Source organism: Photobacterium sp. J15, from assembly GCF_963870815.1.
In the GTDB taxonomy this organism is placed as follows: domain Bacteria; phylum Pseudomonadota; class Gammaproteobacteria; order Enterobacterales; family Vibrionaceae; genus Photobacterium; species Photobacterium marinum.
In genome coordinates this window covers 949,051-974,668 of record NZ_CAWMUI010000001.1, presented here as the reverse complement: position 1 = coordinate 974,668, position 25,618 = coordinate 949,051, and the positions used below count along the sequence as shown (strand labels likewise).

At 49.3% G+C, this 25,618-nt stretch carries 11 protein-coding genes and 2 pseudogenes; 8 read left to right on the top strand and 5 right to left on the bottom strand.

Annotation, left to right across the window (positions count from 1 at the left end):
* The first annotated feature begins 70 nt into the window (after positions 1–70).
* Genes AACQ93_RS04800 through yedF form a run of 4 tightly spaced genes read left to right on the top strand, consistent with a single transcriptional unit; the run spans position 71 to position 2,871 of the window.
* Positions 71–1,252 carry a double-cubane-cluster-containing anaerobic reductase gene (locus tag AACQ93_RS04800; protein WP_198160093.1) on the top strand — a complete coding sequence of 394 codons (1,182 nt, stop codon included), beginning with the start codon at positions 71–73 and terminating at the stop codon, positions 1,250–1,252.
* Positions 1,249–2,034, top strand: a complete 786-nt coding sequence (locus tag AACQ93_RS04795) for an acyl-CoA dehydratase activase (protein ID WP_007461622.1) — start codon at positions 1,249–1,251, stop codon at positions 2,032–2,034. Before AACQ93_RS04800 ends, AACQ93_RS04795 begins: the two co-directional genes overlap by 4 nt.
* Positions 2,035–2,045: 11 nt before the next feature.
* Positions 2,046–2,324, top strand: coding sequence for a DUF3343 domain-containing protein (locus AACQ93_RS04790; protein WP_007461620.1), 279 nt, complete (start codon positions 2,046–2,048; stop codon positions 2,322–2,324).
* Complete coding sequence (gene yedF / locus AACQ93_RS04785) at positions 2,308–2,871, top strand: sulfurtransferase-like selenium metabolism protein YedF (RefSeq protein ID WP_007461618.1); 564 nt, start codon at positions 2,308–2,310, stop codon at positions 2,869–2,871. The genes AACQ93_RS04790 and yedF overlap by 17 nt, the downstream gene beginning before the upstream one ends.
* A 101-nt stretch (positions 2,872–2,972) precedes the next feature.
* On the opposite strand, the pseudogene AACQ93_RS25435 reads toward yedF, so the two are convergent.
* From AACQ93_RS25435 to rtxH, 4 genes and pseudogenes are all read right to left on the bottom strand, one after another.
* A pseudogene (locus AACQ93_RS25435) lies at positions 2,973–8,096 on the bottom strand (C80 family cysteine peptidase); the annotation flags it as partial.
* 2,010 nt (positions 8,097–10,106) lie between these two features.
* Positions 10,107–15,776, bottom strand: a pseudogene (rtxA, locus tag AACQ93_RS25430) (MARTX multifunctional-autoprocessing repeats-in-toxin holotoxin RtxA); the annotation flags it as partial.
* Positions 15,777–15,797: 21 nt separating this feature from the next.
* Positions 15,798–16,259, bottom strand: coding sequence for an RTX toxin-activating lysine-acyltransferase RtxC (gene rtxC / locus AACQ93_RS04775; protein ID WP_064602550.1), 462 nt, complete (start codon positions 16,257–16,259; stop codon positions 15,798–15,800).
* A 22-nt stretch (positions 16,260–16,281) separates the two neighbouring features.
* Positions 16,282–16,641, bottom strand: a complete 360-nt coding sequence (gene rtxH, locus AACQ93_RS04770) for a protein RtxH (protein WP_064602548.1) — start codon at positions 16,639–16,641, stop codon at positions 16,282–16,284.
* A gap of 407 nt (positions 16,642–17,048) precedes the next feature.
* Here rtxH and AACQ93_RS04765 point away from each other — a divergent pair, with 407 nt between their 5' ends.
* The 4 genes from AACQ93_RS04765 (at position 17,049) to AACQ93_RS04750 (ending at position 24,289) form a co-directional block, all read left to right on the top strand.
* Positions 17,049–19,154 carry a peptidase domain-containing ABC transporter gene (locus tag AACQ93_RS04765; RefSeq protein WP_064602546.1) on the top strand — a complete coding sequence of 702 codons (2,106 nt, stop codon included), beginning with the start codon at positions 17,049–17,051 and terminating at the stop codon, positions 19,152–19,154.
* A complete protein-coding gene (locus AACQ93_RS04760; RefSeq protein WP_064602544.1) occupies positions 19,151–20,512 on the top strand; it encodes an HlyD family type I secretion periplasmic adaptor subunit in 1,362 nt (453 codons plus the stop codon). The genes AACQ93_RS04765 and AACQ93_RS04760 overlap by 4 nt, the downstream gene beginning before the upstream one ends.
* 8 nt (positions 20,513–20,520) lie before the next feature.
* Positions 20,521–22,671: a type I secretion system permease/ATPase gene (locus AACQ93_RS04755; protein WP_064606491.1), complete on the top strand. Its 2,151-nt coding sequence runs from the start codon at positions 20,521–20,523 to the stop codon at positions 22,669–22,671.
* 214 nt (positions 22,672–22,885) lie between these two features.
* Positions 22,886–24,289, top strand: a complete 1,404-nt coding sequence (locus tag AACQ93_RS04750; RefSeq protein WP_064602542.1) for a methyl-accepting chemotaxis protein — start codon at positions 22,886–22,888, stop codon at positions 24,287–24,289.
* 485 nt (positions 24,290–24,774) lie between these two features.
* Here AACQ93_RS04750 and AACQ93_RS04745 read toward each other — a convergent pair whose 3' ends face one another.
* A complete protein-coding gene (locus AACQ93_RS04745) occupies positions 24,775–25,596 on the bottom strand; it encodes a hypothetical protein (RefSeq protein ID WP_064602540.1) in 822 nt (273 codons plus the stop codon).
* Positions 25,597–25,618: the final 22 nt, after the last annotated feature.

Genomic DNA, 25,618 nt, shown 5'->3' with positions numbered 1-25,618 from the left:
AAAGTGCCGGGAATGTTTGGTGTCCGGCACAAACTTTCATTATTCATATAAGAAACAAAGGAATGCAATGATGGCAATGAGCAATACCACGGTTCAACCACCACACACTCAAAGCCCCGACACTTCAGCTCTCGACTATTTCAAAAGCGCAATTTCTGATGAAATCCGCTATGTTTCGGAGCAAAAGGCCGCTGGACGTGGCATTGTCGGCTTCTATTGTGAATTCACTCCACGCGATCTGATCCTCGCTGCCGATGCAGTGCCTATCTGTCTGTGTGGTACCAGCCAGAACACCATCAGTCACGCCGAAACTCTGTTACCAGCCAACCTGTGCCCGATGATCAAATCTTCTTTCGGCTATGCCCTGACTGGCGGCTGCCCATTGCTCAACGATTCTGATCTGCTGGTTGCGGAAACCACCTGCGACGGCAAAAAGAAAATGTATGAAGTGCTGTCGCGTGACAAAAACATGCATGTGCTTGAGCTGACACAAAAGCCGGATGAAGAGCGGGCATTCAAGCACTGGCTGGCAGAAGTGGAAGAGATGAAGGAAAAACTGGAGCAAACCTTCCAGCTAAAAATCACCGAACAGAAATTGCGTGATGCCATCAAGGCCATGAACGAAGAACGCCGCCTGATCCTTGCAATTCAGGAACTGGGTAAGCACAAACCTTCAATCGTATCCGGTTATGAAGTTGCCCAGACCCGCTACCGCGTAGCCGGGTTCCACCAGCATATGGAGCAAATGAAAAACTTCCTGGCTATGGCACAGGAAAGGATCGCTCAGGGTTATCAGGCCACGCCTGTTCATGCCCCACGTATCTTGTTAACCGGCTGCCCAACCGGCCATGGCACAGAGAAGCTGATTGAAATCATTGAAGAGTGCGGCGGTGTTGTCGTTGTGCAAGAGGCCTGCTCCGGTATTAAAGGCGTTTACGAAGAAGTGTCTGAACAGGGTGATCCGCTGGAAGCTATCGCTCGCAAACACTTCAACATCCCTTGCTCCTGCATGACGCCGAACAAAAAACGTGAAGAGATGCTGAAAACCTTAGCCCGGGATTATCAGGCTGACGCTGTTATCGACCTGGTCTGGCAAGCCTGCCACACCTATAACGTCGAATCTGTCCTGATCCATGACTTCGTTCGCAATGAACTGGGACTGCCATACATGAAAGTTGAAACCGATTATTCAAGCTCGGACCGAGAACAGCTCAAGGTCCGTGTTCAAACCCTGCTGGAGTTAACGCAATGATCACATGTGGTGTCGATATCGGCTCTCGGACCATCAAAGTCGTTCTCTTTGATGGCGAAAAAATTCTCGATTCCGCCGTTACCCTGAGTGGCTCAGCGCCGCAGGAAAATACCGAGCGAACGTACCTGGAAATGCTTGCGGCCAATCATATGACCCGCTCAGATGTCGCTATGACGGTCGCGACCGGCTATGGGCGCAACTATTTCGAACTGGCAGATAAAGCCTCATCGGAAATCATCTGCCATACCGCCGGAGTAGCCTTCCTGTGCCCGAACGTCAGAACCATTATTGATATCGGCGGGCAGGATTCCAAAGTCGTACAGGTTTCCGAGCAGGGTAAAGTGGCCGATTTTGTCATGAATGACCGCTGCGCCGCCGGAACCGGTAAATTTATTGAAATGGTAGCGCATACCTTAAACATGCCAGTTGAAGAAATTGGCCAGGCCGCTTTGTCATGCAATGAGACCTGTGAAATCTCATCCATGTGCGCCGTTTTTGCCGAATCCGAAGTCGTTGGCCTGCTGCACAGAGGGATTCCTGCCGAAGTGATCCTGCGCGGCGTTTTCCGTTCCGTTGCCAAGCGCGTTGTATCGCTCGGTCGCAAAGTCGGATTTCAGGGACAAATCGTCTTCACCGGTGGTGTTGCACAAAACCCCGGCGTACTGGAAGCCATCCGTGAACATGTCGGTGACCCAACTATTACTGCGCCGTGCAGCCCGCAGCTTACCGGCGCCCTGGGGGCTGCCATTATCGGCCACCAGACCGTATCGCAAAATCAGTAACAGGAAACATTATGACAGCGTCAGCAGTAACGACGATGGATTACATCGTCACCTTCACCTCCAGCCACTTTGCGCTGAAAGCTGAAAGTGCACTGAAAAAGTCAGGCATGGCCTCTCGTCTGATTTCAGCACCAAGGGCAATCAGTTCACAGTGCGGCTTTTGTCTTCTGCTGGAGAACTGCGAATGCCAGGAGCTGGCCGCAAAGCTGGAACAGCTGACCGTGACCTTCTCACATATCTACACAAGACAACTGATCGATGGAGTAAAACATTATGCACAACAAAATTGATGTTCGCGGTATCAACCAGGATCAAGCCCTTACTCTTCTCGAGCAGGCGTTAAAGGCACAGGAACTGGCTTCTCTGGAGATACTCAGCTCAGATCAGGAAAACACCACTGCGCTGATCAAAGCTCTTGCTCAGCACGGCGCGACCTGTGAAGTACTTCAGGCAGAAGAAGGGCAAACCATTATCGCCAGCTTTGCCGACGAACAAATCATGAAGCAAAAATCCTATGTTGTCGGCTCTGACACTTTAGGAAAAGGCGATGATGTAATTGGTCACAAGCTGATGAATGCATTTTTCAATGTCAGCTCCGATTATGAGCAGGTTCCGGCTTCAATTTTCTTCATGAACACCGCCGCTAAGCTGTGTGTTGAAGGTGCTGATGCCCTGGCCGCTCTGCAGAAGCTGGAAGAAAAAGGCACTGAAATTATCGTCTGCGGCACCTGCCTGGACTTCTTCGGTATCAAAGACAAGTTGGCTGTAGGCCGTGTTGGTACCATGCACGACCTGATCGGCATCTATCACAAACAAAAAGAAGTTATCAGTCTGTAAGACTCTATTAGCAGACAAAGCACAAGTGATAAAAAAGCCGCCTCCCAAAAGGGAAGCGGCTTTGATTTTATTTCGTCTTTAAACCTGATGTTAGTTACGTCTTAAGCTATCGCACCCTTGCCGTTAGTCACATCAGACCATGCCGTTGTCACGGCAACACGTGCCTTGCTGTCCAGGTTGTCGATGAAGCCATTGTCACCAGCCAGAGGTGCAAAGCTGCTCATCGCCTGTACCAAAGCATCGACAGCGTTATCAGACAGAGCAGTGTATTCACGCTCACCAGCTGCATCTTTCTCGCCCATGCCGATAACCAAATCTGCACGATTACCGTTGAAGTAATCAGCAAAGGTCACTGAGCCGACGCTTTCGAACTTAGCCTGATCCGTCTCAGCTTCCGGCTCACGCAGGACCGACAGCTTCAGATCATAACCGCTGCGTTCGAACCACAGGTTCTGCCAGTCAACACCGTTGAAGACGATATTGTCTTCACTGCGGATATCTTCAACCAGGTTGTCAATGACGTTACCGCTGACAATGAAACTGTCAACATCTTCGCCACCCTTGAAGGTGTTCTGGTAACCGCCCAGCACCATCAGATCACGGCCCTGGCCGCCATCAAACTGACTGAACTTAGATATCGCAGCCGCAATCAGGTGATCATCACCCTCACCGCCGTTCAATACCGCATGGTAGCCCATCAGCTTGATAACATCGTTGCCTGCACTGCCGTTGACACGGTTATAGTTACCGAAGACATTAGCAAAGTCGTTACCACCACCCAGTTCAACCTGGTTATTATTACCAATCGTCACTGAGTAGTCCTGATCTTCGCCGGTATCAACACGGTTGAAGTTACCGGATGTCACGACATAATCACGGCCAGTACCGGTGTTGATTTCACCGCCTTCCCCGAACACAAATGACTGGTCGTCGCCTGCGCCCATAAAGACGTGGTTGATACGTCCGGCAACCACCGCTGTATCATTACCGTCACCGCCGAACATCATGTTTTCACGGCCCATCAGCACACCCATGTCATTACCTTCACCACCGGTGAAGATATTAGATGTACCGGTAGCGTAATAAACATCATCACCGCGACCACCCCAGAAGTTGTTGTTATCCCCCAGGTACGCTCCCAGATCCTTGCCGTCACCACCCCAGTTGAAGTTGTAGTTACCCAACGAGACATTGATGTCGCCATCGCCTTGCAAGTGACCGCTGTTACGAAGGAAGTCAAATGTCTGCTCCTTCATATTCAGCAGATCTGCCGTCAGGTTGTCTTTCAGGTTTTCAACCAGTGACTTCATCTCCGTTTGCTTGTCCTGACTGAAGATGGTCGCAAACAGATTCGGCAGGTTCAGGGCATTAAAGCCGAATGCGCGTTCCTGTTTCGTACTGTCAGCAGAAGCAACCTTTTCACCAGCAACTTGTTCAACACCGGCATTTGCACCATTCACAGACACAGAAGATTTATCTTCTTCCTCTTCCGGTGCTTTTTCTTTCAGGCCATGGCTTTCTGCAAACGACTTAATGCCATCCGCACCCATGTCGATACCAGATTTCAGGCTGTCCAGCAGCTTAGTCGGATCAGTGAAGGCCTGAAGCTGATCGCCACTGAACTCGCCAATCACTTCCAGCATTTCCTTCAGGATCGCCACGCCGTCAACCGACTCACCATTTCGGGATACGATATGACCGCCAGCGGTGTAATCCACACCGAAGATATCACCCAGTGTGGTCTCAGCACCGACACCAGCCAGTTTACCCAGCAACTTGTTCTTCAGCTGACGAGGCAGATCCTGCGGGTTATAGGTAAAGGTTGTTTTCGCCTGACCGGTTGCCGAGAACTGCTGTGTCATCAGGCCGAAAAGCGAACCCAGGTTGGTGTCCAGAATCGACTGGATATTGTCACCGAACATGAAGTTCCAGTTACCCGTAGTTACCTGGATATCGGCACCCTGGCCACCAACAGCAAAGTTAAATGCCAGCTTCTCATTTGCCTGGCGGAACTTGTCTGCCCGGCTCATGGTGCTGGTATCCATGCTGTTGTCACTACCGCTAAGCCACTGGTTATACTGCTTGTTCAGCGTTGCCTCGGCGTCATGCTTCAGGCCACGACTACTGCGCTCATGCTGCGAGTCCAAATCAATCAGGCTGGTGTAATCCACGCTGCTGCTCTGATCCAGACCGGACATATCCTGCACAAACTTCTTCGCACCGGACAGTGTCCATTGCTGATCCTGAGCTGCCAACCAATCCTGACCTTCTCCGGAGCGGGCAATGCCCAGCAATACACCGGAGATACGTGATGCGCCATCAAACGGATTAACCAATGGCGGCGTCGGAATCGACTTGTCAGCCATCACGATAAGATCATTACTGCGGCCCATATTGAAGCTGACGTTGCGGTTACCGATGAACATCTGGGCACCTTCCAGAGCCTGATAACCGGCCATGTCGAAGCTGTGCTTGCTGTCACCGTTACCAACGTGAACCATCACATTGTTGTCACCGAATGCCAATGACTTAAAGCCACCGGTACCAACCTTGATACCCACATTCGATGTGCCCCAGTTAACAGCGGTAAATTCACCGTCGCCAACGTTGACCTGGATGTTGCCAGAGTAACTCAGCTGGCTATCTGAACCACCGGATGATGCTTCCGCTGTATTAGTGCGTTTTTCCGGCGCGGTAAAGACATCACCGTTATCACCGATTGCACCACGGGCTGGTGCTTCGCTATCGTTCTGGCCAACGCGGGCAAGGTCAACATCACCTTCGGCAATGCCGTTACGGATCGCCTCAATGTGAGTAACCACTTCACCCTGCTCGTTCCAGCTCAGCACGACTTTGTTCGCTGCCACTTTGTGAGCCCACTGTTCGTTAGCATCACGGGTATGCTTGCGACCTGTCGAATCAACAGCCACATCAGAACTGCGTGCAGAAACATCACTATGAATTCCGTTTTCTGCCATAGCAGTAATAAAGCTTTGAGCAAAACCTTTCTGCTTATCGTCACTCACCAGTGAACAACCAACAATACTTATGTGATCTGGTTTAGCGGTGATATTTTCCGCCTGACTGAAGTCCTGACTAAATTGAGCCAGCTTCGCCGCCAGTTCATCCGCGCTGTGGCCGCTCAAACTCGTGTTGTTGCTGACGGATTCATCTCGCCCGTGACCCACAACCTGCCAACGCAGCTTGCCGGACAACTGAGATGGATCGCCGTAAACCACATGGTATTTACCGTCAGCATCGAGCTGAACCACTACACTGCTATCAGGGTGTTTACCTGCCAAACGAGCTGCAGCTTTCGCTGCCACCGGATCGTTCTCCGCCTGGATGATGATCTGACCGTCAAAGCGGGTTTCACCGCCATCAGCTTTAGGTGTTACGGCTACGTGTTCCCAGTTTTCTACATTGCGATTCTGCGCCTTAGTTGCAGAACTCAGGCTCGCCTGGTGTAGATCCTTAAATAGCGTTTTAAGCTCATCAAAAGAACGATGAACTTCCACTTTTTTCTTCTTCGGATTGTAAAGGAAAGTTTTAATCTGGCTGTAGGCAAAATGCTGGCCAGTCCAAGGATCGATAATTTTCGCAGAATCTGATGTTCCACCAACTCGGACAAACACATGATCCCCTGAACCTTTCAGCTTCAGAAGCTCTACTTCACCTTGGAAATTGTACTTATCCATGATGAGATGAGCAGCATATAGCGCACGATCACCACAGTTACCCACTTTGTAGCTCTTCAGTGCTTCAAAGTAACGTGCCATGTCATGTGGGAAATACATGTTTCTAATATTATTAATATTAGTCAGCGTCTGCTTCCACTCGGCTTTTACACGCGCACTGTCTGACTCAAACTTCTTAGGATCATAGAAGTTTGTCTCACTCATAACAGTAGAGGACTTATTCAAGTCTCGAATAACTTGATCCAATATCTCCGAAGGTTGCAAAGTGTCAATGGTATGTACAACTTTACTGCCTTGTTCACCGCCTAGCTCTTCAAGTTGACTATTAGCACCACCATTAAGTTTCTTAGCCAATTCATCCCTTGCATCCAGGAAGGCATGTGACAGTTTCTCTTCTTTGGTAAACAAAGGCTTATCTAAGCCAGCATTCCACTTGTCATTGAGTGATGCTCGGTAACTCGCATTAATCGCCACCTGCTGGAAGTTAGAAAATTCCTGCGGGTTACGGATAACGACGGCACCCTGCTCATTCACATTGAAGTAAGTCTGGATTGAACCCTTACCTTCACCCAAACCATCTTCTTCGAAGAAGCTCTTCGGTACAAAGAAGGTCGCCGGGAAGTTATCCGCCATTACAGCATAAGGATTTGCATCATCAGCACCGTGGTGAACCATTTCCAAGCCGTTTGTTCTGCCCAGACCAGTATTGATCACATCCTTAAGCTCTTTCAGGCGATCACTCACAATGCCAAGGCTCGCCCCGTCCTTCTTGTTGTAAAGCGCTTCATTGTCATAAAGCTCTTTGTACTTAGGCGTTAAGTCTTCGTAGGTAACTGACTCTTTCCACTGCTCCCATGTTAATGGCTGCTTAACCTTATCCTGTGGCCCTAAATCACCGTAAGGATGCATCACGGTCAGCAGGTCATAGTCCGCAGTCATCGGCTGCTTCGATACCGGATCACCAATTACTTTGAACGGTGCCAGCTCGCCATCCTTCATGTAATGAACCTGCCACAGCTCTTTACCGTCAACAGTCACTTTATTGAGGAAGAAAGGTACGGTTTGATCACCATTGGTCGCAGTTGTTTTATACATACCGCTCTCAGCATCCAGCTCAGGTGTCGTCAATGAATGATATTTTGATATCAGGTCATCAACCCGACGTTGATTTAGATACAGATCCGCACTTACCGCATTACCGGACTGAATAGATTGCTCGGCATAACCGTTAAACTTCTCAAGGTCTCTTCTTGCCGATGCTTTCGCAAACGACTGATCAACTGGAATGAAGCCGGACATTGGCCCCCAATCAGAACTTTTCGCCTTAACGAACAGGCCTTTACTGCTGTACATTTTAGAGGCAATCAGTGACTTGGACTTCTCATCAACAGGGCGAACACCAATAATCACATTTTCACGCTCTGCGATATCCGCCAGCACTTTTTGGTCAACCTCAGGCATACCCAGTTCAATGGATTCCGATTGCTTGATTGGCTCAAGTACTAAATCACGTGATTGGTAGTTTTTCTGAGTTTTATCTGTTGCAGGTGATGCGGAATGAGCATGCTCTTTGTAGAACTCGAGTGTTTTCTCAAAGGCATTGTCCAGCGCAGTGCGAACAGCATCCTTGGAATCATCACCGGCCAGTTCTACCAGATCCTGATAGTTGGCAGTATAGCTTTCCAATACGGCTTTGCGATCATCGCCTGATTCCTGAAGAGCCTTGTATACAGCCAGGCTCTCGTTGACCGAGTGACCGCCATCAAAGACCAAGAAAGCCAGGGTGTTCAGATACGCTTGATCAACAGAGAATCCTGGATTCTTGCTCGCAAGGTGCTGATTCAGGTGCATCATGATGTTGGTTGAGCCTGATGCGCCCGTCACTACCGACAGACCTTTGTTCAAAGCATTACTTTCAAAGGTTGTCTCTTTACCCGGAGTCAGGATCCGACCATCGGCCACACTGCGGCCTTCCTGAAAGTCCCCGTAGGCATCACCTTTCGGCTGGTAGTGAAGCGCTGTACCGTAATCACTGGTTTTCTTTTCAACTAAGTTAACCGGGTTTTCACCATCAAGACCTGCTGATATCACCGCACTGGTTGAGCGCGCCTTGGTGATCACATTCTGATAGAAGCGATCCCCTTCGGCTTTCCACGGTGCCATTTCCATACCCAATCCAGGGGTAATCGCCATTTTCACCGCAAGGAAAGGAACTTTGATCACCCCGAAACCATCATCGACTTGCGTCATCATGGTCTTGAAGTTCTCATAGTTCGGAGTTTCCAGGAACTGGGTTAAGGTCGGCACACGACTGAACCATGGACGAGCATCCTTGTTGATCGCTTTAGCGAATGCTTCCATTTTTTTCTGAATGCGCTCATCACGCAGAGCGTCATCTGCCGCATCCGGTAGCAGGGTATGCATCCACTCATCGAAATCGTTAACCAGGTTGGTACCGATCTGAGCCGAAGTATTAATAGCCTGCCCTGTCGGTGTTTTCACAAGCTCATGGGCAATTTCAGAATCAAAACGACGGCCAAACAAGTTATCGAGATACTGACCGGTTGCTTTTTCTTTCTGTGCATCAGACAGCAACTTACCTGCCAGCGTTTGCAGCTCTGGGTGAGCCGCCAGCTTGTCATGAGCCTCGCTAAACAGCGCAACCGCACTCTCTTGAGTAACATTACCATTCATCCATAGTGCCTTGGCCTGATCTGCCAACTGGCTGATTTCGCTGGCATCAGCTTCAGCAACATCGACCTGGCCTAGCTTATAAACGAACTCAACAATGCTCTCGCTCTCAGTTTTCGCCGCTTCACGTTCCGACGTTGAATTTGTCTGGGTCAGTGAAACCACTTCAAGCGATTGCAAGCGGCTGATCTCGTCTGCTGCCAGCGGTTCAATCAAGCCGGCTACACGGCCAATACCGTCAAATACCACCTTGGATTCAAACGCTTCGGCAGCTTTCGGATCGATTGCAATACCAAAGACATCGGCGTCCTTCGCGCGATTTGCCTGAATATGGCTTTGCAGCGACGTAATCTCAAATTGCAGTGGCTTAACCAACTCACTACGCTGAGCGAACTCTTTCGGATTCTTTTGCTGCCACTGCTGAATCACCTGCTCCAATGCAGCAAGGTTATCTTCAGAAGGCATACGCTGAACATACTGAATGTTACGACGTACCGCTCTCAGCTCCTTGCTCGGTAAATCCGTTGAAAGCTTGCCAAGGTGGCGCTTAGTCGAGTCGATAAAGCTGGCATCATCAGTACCAAGCAGTGAGAATTCAAAACCGTCAACGGATTTCATTACCGCTGCAGAAGCTTCAGCAACCTCACCTAACCCTTCTAGGCTCACATCTGAAATTTGGATTTCTTTGCGGCGGACGTCATGTGACTCTATCGGCCCCGGAACCACAATACTGCTAGGGTTGGTTTCGGTGAACATCTCCGTAACAGCTGAACCTGTATTCTTCGCTCGAACACCGGCATTGATCTGCAAGCGGTTTACAGCCTGATTTGCACCTTCCAGTTCATCCTGCTCTTGATCGGTTAGCCCCTCACTGAAACGTCCATCAGCCTGGGAGTGCCCATCAACATCGACATGACTACCCGCATCACCGGCTCCGTTTACATCAAACGCCTCACCAGACAAACCGCTACCAACCGCACCCTGACGATCAGGGCGGTCACCTTCGTTCTGTTTCGAGCCCTTAGCATCAGCCTGTGCCTGAGTAGCCTTATTCTCTGCAGCCATAGTGTCCCGGTCGCCACGAGATTGACCATCACGAGCAGCACTATGTGCATCACTTTCAGCTTGTTTAGCATTGTTTTTCTGAGACAGCGCTTCTGCTTTACGAGCCTCTGCGTCTGCTTTGGCATCAACAATATCCTGCTCAACACCAGCACGATTTTGCTCACCTTTAGCAACTCCCACCTCAGACTTGGCTACTGCCTCTTTTACATCTTGCTGCTTATCAGCAAACGTCTGCCGAGCAGTTGCAATATGTTCACCAGAAATATCTTTGGCTTTGTCTACCTGGCCCTGTACACCATCTAGAATGCCTCCGGCGAAGTGCTGACGCCAACTGTCACCAGATTCACCTTTATAGTCGGCATGCCCGTCAAGGACATCAAGCCCCTGAGCCATAGCAGTCAGGTCTTCAGTCACTGCATCAGATTCTTCCTTAACCGCATCACGCTGTACCTGGCCATTACTTTCAAGCGCTTCCTGATCTGTTGATTCCAACTGAGATTGCGAACCAGACAGAGCAGCGAGTTGTTTTTCTTTTTCCTGCTCAAGACGCTGACGATCGGCTTCGGCTCGCTCTTTGTCCGACATTGCATTTTGTGCGGCTTTATTCTGTTTGGCATTTTCGCTGACAGCATTGGCTTGCTGTGAAATCTCAGATTTTGCAACTACATTATCTAAGACATAGCCCAGCCCATCATTGTGGCCTGTGCCTTTAAATTCGATTCGGTTACTGCCGGCCTTCGCCGTCAGCTCCAATGTTTTCTGCTGCCAAGCAGTCTCATCGCCAGAGGTTGAGAATACAACGTTACCGTTCCAAAGAACCTCTATGCCTTCGTTGTTTGAAATGCCTGCACGCTTTGCAAAATCAAAGCTCAAAGAAATGACTTCACCTTCAGACAGATTGGTCAGGTCTTGATAAAGGCTGGTATTAGTGTAGGTATCCAGCTCGCTGACACGAGAGCCATGACCTTCGCCGTTTACCCCATAAGCACCAGCAGAATAGGACGCTTCAATCCCATTGGTTGCCCCCCAACCATGACCACCTTGTTCAAAATCACCGTTAACGATCAAGTTCGGGTTTTGCTCTTTGCCAGGTGATTGCTCAACATCGAGCTCGCCTTGCATCTTATCCAGATCCGGCGTTTCAACACCTGTGACCCCGCCACTTAGGCTATCACCCAGATCAGTACCAACCTCTTCGATTTCATCCATCTGGAATCCATCAAGCTTAGTAATTTCTGGCGTAGCAATAGCACCACGACCTTTACGTGTACCTGACGATGAAGCGTCATCGCCTTGTACCAGGTAATTAATTGCCTGGCTGCCGCCAACTCCCAGAACTGTTTGCTTTATGTTGTCAAACAGTGCCGACAGCTTATTGCTCTTTGTGTTGCTAGATGCCACCGCCAAGCTGTAGAAATCGCCGTTACCTACCTTTATGGCAACGTTGTTCCGTGCATAAGAGGCATTGATACCCAAACCGTCACCGACGTGAATATTGACATTCGCCTTGCCTTTCATCACTGCAACATTGAGGCCATCACCCACTTTGGTGTTGACGTTGTACTTACCCCAAGCCACGTTAACTGAAATGCCGTCACCCACCTTGGTATTGATATTGGCATCACCGTAAGCTGCTGTCACACTCAGGCCGTTACCAACAGTGGTGGTGATATTAGCCTTACCTTTAGCGGCCGTAACCTGCATACCATCACCGACCTTGGTCACGATGTTGCCTTTACTCCACAACGCATTGAAGCTATCTCCCTTACCAACTTGGGTAACAATGTTAGCCTCACCTTTAGCCAACACCACGTTACGACCATCGCCAACTTTGGTGATCACATTGGCTTTGCCCCAAGCACCGGTATAGTCATCACCATCACCCACATGAGTAATAATATTGGCTTTACCGTGTACAACGGACACTTCCTGACCGTCACCGACCTTAGTAATAACGTTAGCTTCACCCTTGGCAAAGTTATAGCGATCGCCATCACCAACATGAGTAAATACGTTAGCCTTACCCCAGGCGGCATTAATACCCAATCCATCACCGACTTTAGTGATAATATTTGCCTTACCTTTGGCAAAACCGATTGTAGAACCGCCACCGACATGGGTCATCACATTACCGACATCTGAAATCAGCAAACCGACAGTTGTACCTTCCCCCACCTTAGTCAGAATATTGCCTTTACCGGCTAATACAGCCGCCGTTGTCGAGTTACCGACATGAGTAACCACGTTGGCTTTAGCTGCTGCGACAACGCCCATGAAGTCATCACCGACCTTAGTCACAATATTCGCTTCACCCAGCGCCAGTACACCAGTCAGACCATCACCAACATGAGTCATAATGTTGGCTTTACCGAACATTGCCGCCAGCGTTGTACCATCACCGACCTTAGTCATCACATTCAGCTCACCAGCAAACATACCGATGCTGGTACCATCTCCGACATGGGTGTAGATGTTAGCCTTACCAACCATTAGCGCAGCTGTCAGTTCATCACCGACCTTGGTCATGATGTTAGCCTGGCCAATCATAGCGGCAAACGAGGTACCGTTACCGACATGAGTGAAGATGTTGGCATTACCAACCATTGCCGCCAATGTCATACCATTACCGACCTTAGTCGCAATGTTGCCTTTAGCCAGCATCAATGCCACAGACATACCGTCACCGACATGTGTGAAGACATTAGCCTCTGCAACCATCAGCGCCAGCGCATTGCCGTTGCCAACCTTGGTAAAGACATTCCCCAAACCGCCCATCAGTGCCCATGCATCACCTTTACCGACATGAGTAAAAATATTGCCTGCACCAATCATGGCTGCTATTGATGTACCGTCACCGACTTTGGTGAAGACGTTACCGGCGGCTCCCATTACACCCAGAGTCCGACCATTACCAACATGGGTCAGCACGTTACCGATACCCAACATAACACCAGTCGTGTCGCCATTACCGACTTTGGTCAGAATATTCGCGCCACCAACCATCAAACCAGTTGTGGTTCCGTCACCAACATGCGTCAGTACGTTGGCACCGCCTCCCATAACAGCCAATGTATTACCCTTACCTTTTTTGGTCAGGATATTGGCACCGCCAAGCGCAACCGCTACTGTGTCTGATGACTCGCTGTCACTAGTAATATGAGTAATGATATTTGCACCACCAATCATGCCGGAGGTCAAATCACCATCACCGACTTTGGTTAGCACATTAGCACCACCGGCAAGTACAGAAGCGACATCTCCTTTACCCACCTGAGTCATAACATTGAAACCACCAGCAGCTAACCACAAACCATTGCCTGAACCTACTTGGGTGTGAGTGTTGTAACCACCTAGCATCACAACTCGGCTGTCTCCATTGCCTTTGTGTACAGAGATATTGCCGTAAGCAAGCAGATGCGCGAGGTATTTTCCATCGCCGATGCGAACCAGCACATTGACTGCTCCGCCAGCGTAAACGTCCATCTTGCCTTGTTTGCTTTGGTGAACAAGGACATTCGCTAAGCCTGCTCCACGGAACGTTAAATCCCCTTCTTGGCCGCTTTTCACAATCACGTTTGCCGCACCTGCACCATTAAATTCAGTATTACCGAACTTGGAGCTGTGCAGAATTACGTTTGCAACACCACCACCATTGAAGTACACATTACCGCGTGTCACATTCGACTTAATGACATTACCACCACCGGCACCGTTGAAGCGTACATCACCGGAGCTCTCGCCACTGTCCGTTGCTGGTTTAATTAATGCCTGCTCGCTGTATTCGTCAATATCAGCAACTCGCTCAGACGTACTGCGAACAGCATTAACGCTATAATGCAAATCACTTAGCGAATACCCACCAGTCCCCATGGAGTGATATCCATTGGCTAACGAGATATCTTCATTTGCCAGGTTTGCTGTATGATCACCAGTCTTATACCAAGATCTAGCCTGATATTTTAATGCTCCGGTTTCTGAATCATTAGCCAACTCAACCACAACAATCTTGGTGTAAGGACCCAGCACCTTAGCGTAAATATAGGTATTCGACCTACGATTGGACTTAACAGCCTGAACATCAACAGTAGAGCCATCAGTCGAGATTGCATGGCCCCCCATTTTCGCATCAGCCAGCGTAACATCTGCAGCATCAATAAGTGCACCATCTGCATAGGTTACCCACTTATATTCCGTAAGGTCTTTCTCAACAGCATGAACCGTTACAGACTGCTGGTGTTCAACAGTCAAATTAGAAAGCGTATAAGCTCCATTGATATTGACCGCATTGAAGCCGCCATGAGATGAAATATCTTGGTTAGCTAGATTATTGAGGTGATTGCCGTGTTTGTACCAAGCTGTGGAGTAATATTTTAGCTGGCCTGTTTGAGGATCGTTACGAAGCTGAACTTTATTGATTTTGGTGTAAGTACTATCTGCAAACGCAAACAAATAAGTATTCGGCTCTCGTGCCGATTTAACACCTGTCACATGACGAGAATCACCGATCCAGGAGCCACCCATGATCGCATTAGTCAATACAATGTCATCAGCGTTGGCATTTTCCAGCCCCTCGCCTTCAAAATCATTGCCAGCCCCTTTACGGGTTATCTTGTTGTAGGCACCACCGCCTGAGAAGTGAATATTACCGTGCGCAACATCAGAGTAGAGGCTGTTGTATCCACCAACACCTTCAAACCTGATATCACCCCGTGTTTCTGTATAGGTATCTTCTACCTGACGAGTTCGTTCGATGCGGTTTGAAGCTCCCGCCCCTTGCAAAGTAATATTACCAACCTTACCTTTACGAACTAGGTGGTTATCGGCACCTGCACCTCTAAAAGTAATATTACCGGTTTCAACCCTTGAGCTGATGCTGTTAGCTGCTCCAGCTCCGTTAAAGGTTACATCACCATGTGAACCCTGATAACGATTGAACCATGTACGGTCTAGCTTATTACCAGCTCCGGCTCCGGCAAAATACAAATTGCCTTGGTTGGTCTCATGCCAAAGACTGTTGTAACCACCAGCCCCTTCAAAGGTAACATTACCGGTCAGACCTTTACGGGTAAGACCATTATATGCAGCCACACCACCATATTTCACATCACCGTGATTACCAGTATGGTCAATTGACACCCCACCGGCAGCTCCGGCAAAAGAAACATTTCCATCACCGGATTTATTTATATCCGCGTAACCCGCAGCGCCTTTTACACTAAGGTTACCACTTGAGTCCTCAACCCTTAGATACGCAGAACCTCCAACTACTGTGTCGTTGCCACTACCGGTATAAACCGTGGCGCCAATTGAACCCACAGTGACATGATCATCGCCACCATAGGCATGTATTTCACCACCAAACCCGATAGCAACAATGTCATTATTGCCATCATCGGCGGAATAGTTCCCCGTGAAGAAGTATTCAACACTTCTCCAAAATGGTTTTCCCATAAGCCAAACTCTTTTTAGGTATTAAATAGAAAACCACTGTACTTGTCTGATACAGCGATCGTTTTGAGCATCTACCTTTCCGCGGACAGTGCAGACTTTCTGACCTTTCCACGGTAAGAACACACGCCGACGTAAATCGTTGACGACTTCACGGCCATGTCCGAAAGGAGCTATCATTTCAGGAATGAAAATATGCTGGCCGGAACGCCAGTCGGAAGGAGTTATTTCCCTTTCCCCGGAGAGCAACTCATCTCGGTTATGCTCAGACAAAAACGCCCAATTACAAAAAGCAACTGGGCGTCCATGTTCATCTTCGTAATAGCAAAACTGATTTAACTCAAAAGCAGGCATAATACGTTGCTGCCATTCAGCCAGCACATACTTACGATGAAGTGGCGAATATTGACTAAGCAACATCACACCACCAATCATATGTTGTATTTGCGCTAAAGTGAGTTTTGCTGGTTGATGCTTAATAGACATATGCCCTATCAACCATAGTTAGTTATTTTTTTGCGCGGGAAGTACGTTTCTTAGGTAGCACTTTTTCTTCAGCTTTTGCTTCTTCTGCAACCTCTTCAGCTTCATTTTCAGCCTCAGGTCCGGTAGGTAAGAAACCAGCAGCTACCAACTTGTCAAATTCAGCTTCCATGCGAGGATCTTCCAGCATGTTTTTAATCATCGATACCATATACATGAAACCAGAAGCTGGCATATGGACAACTTGTTTCAGTTCAAGATCATTATCGCTTTCGGCCATTACACCGTTAGCCATACTGTTTTGATCCTGGCCGACAAAATAAAGAGAGAAAACACCTTTATTGTAATTTACGCTAGATACCGTTTGAACAAACTTTTCTGTCATGGAACTTCCCAACTTACTTTTTATTATAGACACAATAAAATTGACCATTTCTAATTAGAAACAGAGTCAAAGACAACCGAAGTCAATGAGATATTTTATTGATTTTTAATTTATGCAACACGTCGCAATTAAATTCTTTATAAATCTTACAACGTAAAAATATAACGTTCAATAAATTAAATAACAAATAATAGAGTATTTATTCTATTATCAACTATTTCATATATCTGATTACATACAACACAGCATCCCTAGCCTATCAATACCAAATACTCCCCACCCAAGAAAGGAGTCAATAATAACCCAAACAGTTAGAGCAAAAGCATTATTGACCCATATAAAAAGCAGTGATAGCATTCTCCGCCCCCAAGAAAGTAAAAATAATTCATTGCCTAACTAAATCAATTATGACAAAAAATGAAGGGTTAACGCTTTCATGCATACAGCTTTATTTGACAATCATTAACGGTGGTAAAAAGGACATAAAAGATACCGTTAATTTAACGAAAACTAATAATTACAAATCAGAAGTAAATAAGCTTGAAAGAGAAAATAAATTTAAAATATTAACAAAACGATCCCCCCTAAAAAAACTCGAAAAAATAAAAACGCCAGCAATCCTTTTTGATAGCCAGGGCACACCTTTCATTTTAGCTAAAACTAATAAAGAAAAATGTTTAATACAAAAAGCTAATAAAGAAAAACCTGAAGTTTTGCCGTACGATGAACTATCTTCCAACTGGAACGGAAAATGGCTTGATATAAAACAGCCACAATCCCGGTTTGATATTCGCTGGTTTATTCCTGAGTTTCTGAAACATAGAAAATTATTAGGTGAAATCTTTTTATTTTCCTTTGTATTACAGATCCTGGCACTGATTTCACCGCTGTTTTTCCAGGTAGTCATGGATAAGGTGCTGGTTCACCAGGCGTGGTCAACCCTGGATGTATTAGTGTTCGGCTTGATTGTCACCGGCATTATCGAAGTACTGCTTCGCGGCCTTCGTGAATACCAGTATGCCCACACCGCGAACCGGATTGATATCCAGCTCGGCCTGAAACTGGTCAAACACCTGTTCGGCCTGCCGCTACTGTTTTTCAAATCCCGCCAGGTCGGGGCCATCGTTACCCGTGTACGCGAACTCGATACGGTGCGGGAATTTCTGACCGGCTCAATGTTCACCCTGACGGTCGAACTGCTGTTCATGTTCGTTTTCGTCTACGTAATGAGCCTGTTGTCAGGCACGCTGACCTGGCTGTTTGTGGCAACAGTGCCGCTTTATGCCCTGCTGGCCTGGTGGCTGACACCGCGTATGCAGGCGGCCGTCGAAAAACAGTTTACCCATGCCGCCGCCAATACCTCATTTTTGACCGAAACCGTTGCCGGCAGTGAGACCGTCAAAAGCCTGGCTGTCGAGCCGAGGTTTGTCCGCCGCTGGGATGAGCAAACCGAGAAAATGGTCACGACCGGATACGCAGTCCAGCAACTGAATAACCGCTCAAGCCATATTGTCCAGCTACTGCAGAAAGTCACCAGTGTCGCCATCCTATGGCTGGGCGCAACAGAAGTGCTGTCATTACAGATGACCATCGGCCAGCTGATTGCGTTCAATATGATGACCAACCATATTGCGCAGCCCCTATCACGAATGGTTGAGCTGTGGGGCCAGTTTATCCAGACCCGGGTCGCGGTTGAAAAGCTCGGTGACATGCTCAATCTGCCGCCGGAACAACATACCGGCAGCGATAAGGTCACGCTGCATGGGGCGATTTCATTTAAAGACATCGTGTTCCGCTATCAGCCGGACATCCCGCCGACCATCAACGGCCTGTCTCTGGATATCCGCGCCGGGGAAACCCTGGGGGTAGTCGGCACCTCCGGCTCAGGCAAAAGTACCCTGGCCAGATTGCTGCTGCGGCTCTACAGCCCGGAGCAGGGGCAAGTGACCGTCGACGGTATCCCGCTGAATCAAATCAGCGTCCACCAACTCAGGCAACAGATCGGTGTCGTGCTGCAGGAAAATTTCCTGTTCAACAAAACCGTCAGCGAAAACATCGCCCAGTCTCGCCCACAAGCCAGCCTGGAAGAGATCATTGAAGCCGCAAAGCTTTCTGGTGCACATGAGTTCATTCTCAAACTGCCGATGGGTTATGACACCGTACTGGCCGAAGGCGGTCAGTCGCTGTCCGGTGGCCAACGGCAGCGACTGGCGATTGCCCGTACCCTGCTTTCCGATCCAAGGGTGCTGATCCTCGATGAAGCCACCAGTGCGCTGGATGATGAATCCCAGGCGCTGATCCAATCCAATATGGCCGACATAGCCAAAGGGCGCACCGTGATCACCATTGCCCACCGGCTCTCTACCGTCCGGGACTGCGATCGGATCATCGTGCTTCATCAGGGCAATATCATCGAACAGGGCAGCCATCAGCAGCTGCTGGAACATGGCAAACAGTACAAACAGTTATGGCAGCTACAGCAGGAACTGAAACAGGAGGAACCCACGGCATGATCCAAACAATCAAGCGCCTTACGGGCAAATTCAAAAAAGGCAAAACCACTGAGCCGCATTACGAGTTCCTGCCGTCACATCTGGCGTTGTCGCAACGTCCCCCTTCACCATTTGCCCGCATCACGGCAATATCACTCAGCCTTGGGGTCATTGCAGCCCTGGTTTGGGCTTACTGGGGCAAACTGGATGTCCAGGCCACCGCCACCGGCCGCCTGGTGGTTTCCGGCCGATCTCAAGTGATTCAGTCCTATGAACAAAGCCGGGTTATCGGCATCCATGTTAAAGACGGTCAGCGGGTAGAAAAAGGGATGCCGTTGCTGACCCTTGATACTCTGGGTGTTAACCAGGATATCTCACGCCTGATCACCCAGTCCGAGTTCCAGACAAACGAACTGCTTCGTTACCGGGCACTGTTAAGCGACCAGCCACTGGCGGAAGATACCATGTTCACCGCCTTGCCGGGGCAACAACAGGCGCTGATCCGCGAAAACTACCTCAGCGAAAAGCGCGAGTTTGAAGCAACCCTTGCCAGCATCAGTGCTGAAATGCAGGTCAACCGAACCTCGCAGGCCGCACGCCAGAGTGACATCAATGCCCTGACCGGCCTGACTGAAAACATCAGCCAGCGACTGACAGCCCGCAAGACCCTAAACCAAGTCAAAGTCATTGGTAAGGTGGAATACCTTGAGCAGGAGAAAGAGCTGCTGGAAGCACAACGGCAGGTTGCGCAGCAGCAGGCTGAGCTGAACGTCCTGAAATCCCAGTACCACAGCCTAGAGGAACGACTGTCCGGGTTCAGGATACAGAAACAACGGGAATGGCTGGAAAAACGCAGGCAGGCCAAGCTGCAACTAACCGCCCTGAGCCAGGAGCTGTCGAAAGTCCGTGAACGCGAACAACTGGAAATCATCCGTTCACCGGTTGACGGCACGGTTCAACAGCTTAGCGTCTACACCCTGGGTGCCGTCCTGCAGCCGGCGCAAAACCTGATGATCATCGTCCCGGAAAATGCGGTGCAGCAAGCCGAGGTGCAAATCCTCAACAAGGATGTCGGCTTTATCTACCCGGGCCAGCAGGTCACTATCAAGGTTGATGCCTTCCCGTACACCCGCTACGGCACCATTGACGCCGAGCTGCTCAGCGTCTCCCGCGATTCCACCACCGATGAACGCCTGGGGTTGGTATTCCCGGCACAAGTTCAGCTCAAAACCAACAACATCCTGGTTGACGGTCAGGCTGTCGAACTGACTCCGGGCATGTCGGTTGTCGCTGAGATCAAAACCGACAAGCGGCGGGTTATCGACTACCTGCTGAGCCCGATCCGCGAATACCAGGCTGAAGCGCTGAGGGAGAAGTAACCGTGGACATGATCTTACCAACAGGCGCACCGGCAAATGGGGATGAAGCCGCCGTGCAACAGGACAATCACGCCATTGATGCTGTGGTTTATGCCGGGCAGCACTTTCATAAGAAATCGACCAACTCTCAGCTCAGGCACGCCCTGGGGGTTAACCACCCCGGCCTGAGTGATGCGGAGCTGAGGGAAGCAGCGGATTTCATCGGACTGAAAAGCCAAATCACGACGGTCAGTGCCTTCGATATCATTACGCTGCCCCTGCCCGCCCTGGTGGAAACCGGCAAGGGCTGGAAGGTGATCACCGATGTCAGCGACAAGGGCTGGACGTTATATGATCCAACCAGCCAAGCCAAACAAGCACAGCCTCTGGCTACAGATAACCGCCACCTGAGTTACAAAGTCGTACTACTGGCGGATGAAGAAATCGACAGCAAAGAAGTCAAATTCGGCCTGAGCTGGTTTGCGCCATCCATTCTGCGCCAGAAAAGCCAGCTTCGGGATGTTTTCCTGTATGCCATCGCCCTGCAGGTGTTTGCGCTGGTCAGCCCGATGCTGTTTGAAAATGTCATCGACAAGGTACTGGTCGGCCGCAGCCTGTCGAGCCTGCATGTCCTTGCACTGGCCATGCTGGCACTGGCAGTTGCTGAGCCCGCGTACAGCTACCTGCGCAATACTGTCTTCGGTCACCTCGCCAGCCAGGTCAATGCCGAACTGTCCGGCCGCTTATACCGTCACCTGGTCGGCCTGCCGCTGACTTACTTCAAGCAGCGCCAGACTGGGCAGATCATCGCCCGGGTTCGCGAAATGGCCCAGATCCGCCAGTTCCTGACCGGCTCAACCCTGATGCTGTTGCTCGATCTGATCTTCGTCACTGTCTTTCTTGCCGTGATGTTCCACTACGCCCGTTCACTGACCTGGCTGGTACTCGGATCCCTGATGATCTACTTTGTGCTCTGGCTGATCGCCGGACCGGTTATCCGCAAGAAAGTCGAATCCGAATATGAGACCGATGCCAATGCCACCAGCTTCCTGACCGAAGCGGTGACCGGGATCGAAACAATCAAGACCACCGCTACCGAGCACCGTTTTTTACAGCAGTGGCAGCGCATCCTGAGCCAGCAGCTAAACCGCAGTTTCGATGCTCAGAAATCCGGCCTGATCGCCGGCCAGGGCATTGCGCTGATCCAGAAACTCACTGCCGCCCTGCTGCTTTGGTGGGGCGTCAGCGAAGTGCTTAACGGCGAGCTGTCACCGGGCCAGCTGGTTGCCTTCAATATGCTGGCCGGCCACGTTACCCAGCCGGTACTGCGCCTGGCCCAGATCTGGCAGGATTTTCAGCATACGCTGATTGCCCTGCGCCGGGTCGGCGATATTCTTGATGAGCCAAGAGAAAACAGCAAACAGGGGCTGGCATCAGTGCCGGAACTTCAGGGCGGCATTGAATTCAGCAACATCCGCTTCCGCTACCACGAAGATGCGCCGGAAGTATTAGCCAACCTGTCACTGACCATTGAACCGGGGCAGTTTATCGGGATCACCGGACCGTCAGGCTCTGGCAAAAGTACCCTGACCCGTCTGTTGCAACGCTTGTACGTTCCCCAACACGGACAGGTACTGGTTGACGGGATGGATCTCGCCATCGCCGATCCGGTTTCCCTGCGCCGGAACATGAGTGTGGTCTTGCAGGAAAGTATCCTGTTTTCCGGCAGCGTGGCGGATAACATCCGCCTTTGCAAACCACAAGCCTCGGATGATGAAGTCCGTCATGCCGCCGAACTGGCTGGCGCACTGGAATTCATTGAAGGGCTTGCCCACGGCTTCAACCATCCGGTCGGGGAAAAAGGTGCCGCCCTGTCCGGCGGACAGCGTCAGCGCATTGCCCTGGCCCGTGCACTGCTGGTAAACCCGAGGATTTTGCTGCTTGATGAAGCCACCTCAGCACTCGATTACAGTTCAGAGGCGGCGATTATGGCCAACATGGATGAAATCTGCCGCGAGCGAACCGTCATCAGTATCGCCCATCGCCTCAATACAATTCGTCACGCTGATAAAATCATTGTCCTTGATAAAGGTCAGGTCAGCGAAAGTGGTAGCCATGAAGAGCTGCTGGAAAAAGACGGACTGTACGCCAAGCTCTGGCACCAACAGGTTGGTGATTAAATTGATAATCTAATAATCCAATAAGACCAGCAGGTTGGAATAAATATCCGCTGCTGGCTCCTTTTATTCAGGTTTATGTCGCTTACTTCAGATTTATAACAATCTCTCCAATTGTGATACAGCTCAACTCTTTCAACGTTTTTTGACTTCTTTTTCATTCATAATATCGACCAACTTAACAAGTTGCGCAGCTTGCCAGCAGTAGGAAATACTAATGAAAGAAATTGCATTCCGTTGGATAGATAAATATCTGATTAATGTGACACTTAAAGAGAACTTTTTAATTCTGTTTTTTGCCCCTATCCTTGCCATTATCATCGTCAGCACAACCTTGATTGATGCCGCTCAAACCCAACAAAACCTGTTACTGCAAAAAGAAGTAGAAACTGTTGCAGCTCTCATCGAACAATCGGATCTCGAGCAGAATCAAATCCAACAAATCCTTGCCGGTAGCAGCCTTCAACTCGGCACTCATGGTGAACACTCGGCACAAGTCGCTAACGCCGGATACAGCCTGACAACCAAAGAACAACCTCACCTGTTGTCCGGGCTGACGTTCAGCCATCTGGCGTTTGTCGGAGCCGCGTGCATTTTAATTATTCTCAGCCTGTACTACATCATGACCTTTATGGGCGGAGCTCTGTATAACATCTATGATGCCGTTACCCGACTTGCTGATGGCGACCTGACCTACCGCATCGGTCATGCCCCGGCCCGCAACGACTTCAACCTGATAGCCAGAACCGTCGATCGCGTTTCCGAACGCGAACACAAACTGGTAAAAACAACCCAGGAAGCCATTGCGTTAATCCAGCAAATCAGCTCCGAGCTACGCCAGCGCAGCAATGAAAATGAGCACCTCACCCTACAACAACAAGAGCGTATTGATTCTCTTGCCAGCGCCACAGAGCAAATGGCAAGTTCAGTACGTGAAGTCGCCAGCCATGCACAGGACACTTCAAGCCAGACGAACGATGCTACCCAGGTAACAGCACAAGGCCTGGCTCAGGTTACGAAAACACTCTCGGCCATTAACCAGTTGGGCAGCGAAATTAACTCAGCCGCAGAAGCGGTATCGGAGCTCGATAGCAATGCAGCCCAGATTGATGATGTGGTCACCACCATCAACGCCATCTCAGAACAAACGAACCTGCTTGCCCTAAACGCTGCAATTGAAGCGGCCCGAGCCGGTGAACAGGGACGCGGTTTTGCTGTTGTTGCCGATGAAGTTCGTACCCTGGCGGGCCGGACTCAAAACGCCACTGTCGAAATACAAAAAATGATTGAAGCACTGCAAACCAACAGCCAAGGCTTAATGAGCGTTATGCGCCAGACAGTAAGCAATGCTGAAGAAAGTGAGCAATTGATGGATTCCGTCAGTAAGGATATTGGTGATATTTCAGAGAAGAACCAATACATTGCCGGTCGTAGTATTGAGATTGCTGCAGCCGCAGAGGAGCAAGGTGCGGTAGCTGATAATATTGCCTCAGACGTTGAACAGGTTCGGGTACAGTCACGCAAAGTGGCTGACATGGTGACCCAATCCAACAACGAGATCCAACACCTCAACCAGCAAGCCGATGTACTGGAAAGCCTGATGACAGATCTGAAGGTTTAAACCCACCTATGATTAAAAATACTTGCCGGGTACAGCCTCTTGTACTCGGCAAGCGTTATCATCTACCTACTGAAAACTATCCGCCTCTCAGTCAGAGTGGCAAAAACATCCATCAGAACAAACCGGAAGCAATAATTTAGAGAATGAACACCCTAATTTCGGGCATAAAACCCCATATAGCAGGGAACGATTTCCAATAATGTGACATCAAACCGCATCTTCAACATATTTGGATCACGTAATCATTCATAATGCGAACTTACTCAACAGGCAAAATACCTGCCCGCTCTGACTGGCCAACAATAACAACGAGGCCAATTGCATCCCCCTGATTGCGATGTTCTGAGAGGTTTGAGTAATGACAACCTACTACCTTCTAATGTAACTCTTACCGGGTTCTGCCTTTTCACCCGGTAAGAGTTCTCTTTTTTACTGAGTTATCTGCCTGCAAGCCATTCACAACGTTCTTAATTCACCACAAATCATCAATTAAGCGGATATTCGAGGAAGACCCGAACAAAAGTATCCCTATCCCAGGGTAATATTGATAACTTCTGAGGATCATTGTACGAGTCGAGATTATATTCAGTATGAATAATATTGATAACAAAAAGGCTATCAGCTATCCAATCTGCAACATCATAGTTCAACTTCAAATGGTACTGATTCTCAAGCCAATCATCTCCGTCATGCCACTGCTGAGCCGAAAGATTCACTCCGGCTTTTTCGCTAAACGCAACGGTTGCATACAACTGTAATGATAATGCTGATGTGCTGTTTCTTAAGTCTCCACGGCTGTAACCTCGTGACTTGGGTACATCATCATCAATCTCAAGCGCGTAATATCCGGCTGAAGCTTTTGTTCCAACCTTATAACGCTGCACATTAAAGCTGAAATCAAAGCCAGGCATGAGCTTTTGCTGCTGCTCAACAGAGCTGACCGTATTCCGCTTGTCAAACGCCTCAACGAACCATGAGATTGAAGCCGTCTCTGTTAGCCGAACCAACTCCCCTTCAGCCACAAAATCAGACTGGAACCAAATAGGAATATGGTCCGGGTCCAGCTCATCAATATCAAAATCAAAATAGGTATTAAAACGCCCGAACAGTGAAATATCAGACTCTGTTGTATCGGCAAAACTAATACCGATGCCAGACCCCAAAGTGTGAGAGTTCGCCTGGTCAACGATGAAATCGTGCCCGCCAACCATCATCCGCCATTGTGCCGCTTGCGCGGATGAAGGCAAAAAGAGAGAAGATAGAATAATAAAGAGATGCGGTAATACATTGAGATGACAGCGATGCATATACTCACCGATTTATCTGTTT

Coding starts and splice junctions, on each gene's coding strand:
- AACQ93_RS04800 (WP_198160093.1), top strand. CDS start 71: ATGGCAATGAGCAATACCACGGTTCAACCACCACACACTCAAAGCCCC.
- AACQ93_RS04795 (WP_007461622.1), top strand. CDS start 1,249: ATGATCACATGTGGTGTCGATATCGGCTCTCGGACCATCAAAGTCGTT.
- AACQ93_RS04790 (WP_007461620.1), top strand. CDS start 2,046: ATGACAGCGTCAGCAGTAACGACGATGGATTACATCGTCACCTTCACC.
- yedF (WP_007461618.1), top strand. CDS start 2,308: ATGCACAACAAAATTGATGTTCGCGGTATCAACCAGGATCAAGCCCTT.
- rtxC (WP_064602550.1), bottom strand. CDS start 16,259: ATGTCTATTAAGCATCAACCAGCAAAACTCACTTTAGCGCAAATACAA.
- rtxH (WP_064602548.1), bottom strand. CDS start 16,641: ATGACAGAAAAGTTTGTTCAAACGGTATCTAGCGTAAATTACAATAAA.
- AACQ93_RS04765 (WP_064602546.1), top strand. CDS start 17,049: ATGACAAAAAATGAAGGGTTAACGCTTTCATGCATACAGCTTTATTTG.
- AACQ93_RS04760 (WP_064602544.1), top strand. CDS start 19,151: ATGATCCAAACAATCAAGCGCCTTACGGGCAAATTCAAAAAAGGCAAA.
- AACQ93_RS04755 (WP_064606491.1), top strand. CDS start 20,521: ATGATCTTACCAACAGGCGCACCGGCAAATGGGGATGAAGCCGCCGTG.
- AACQ93_RS04750 (WP_064602542.1), top strand. CDS start 22,886: ATGAAAGAAATTGCATTCCGTTGGATAGATAAATATCTGATTAATGTG.
- AACQ93_RS04745 (WP_064602540.1), bottom strand. CDS start 25,596: ATGCATCGCTGTCATCTCAATGTATTACCGCATCTCTTTATTATTCTA.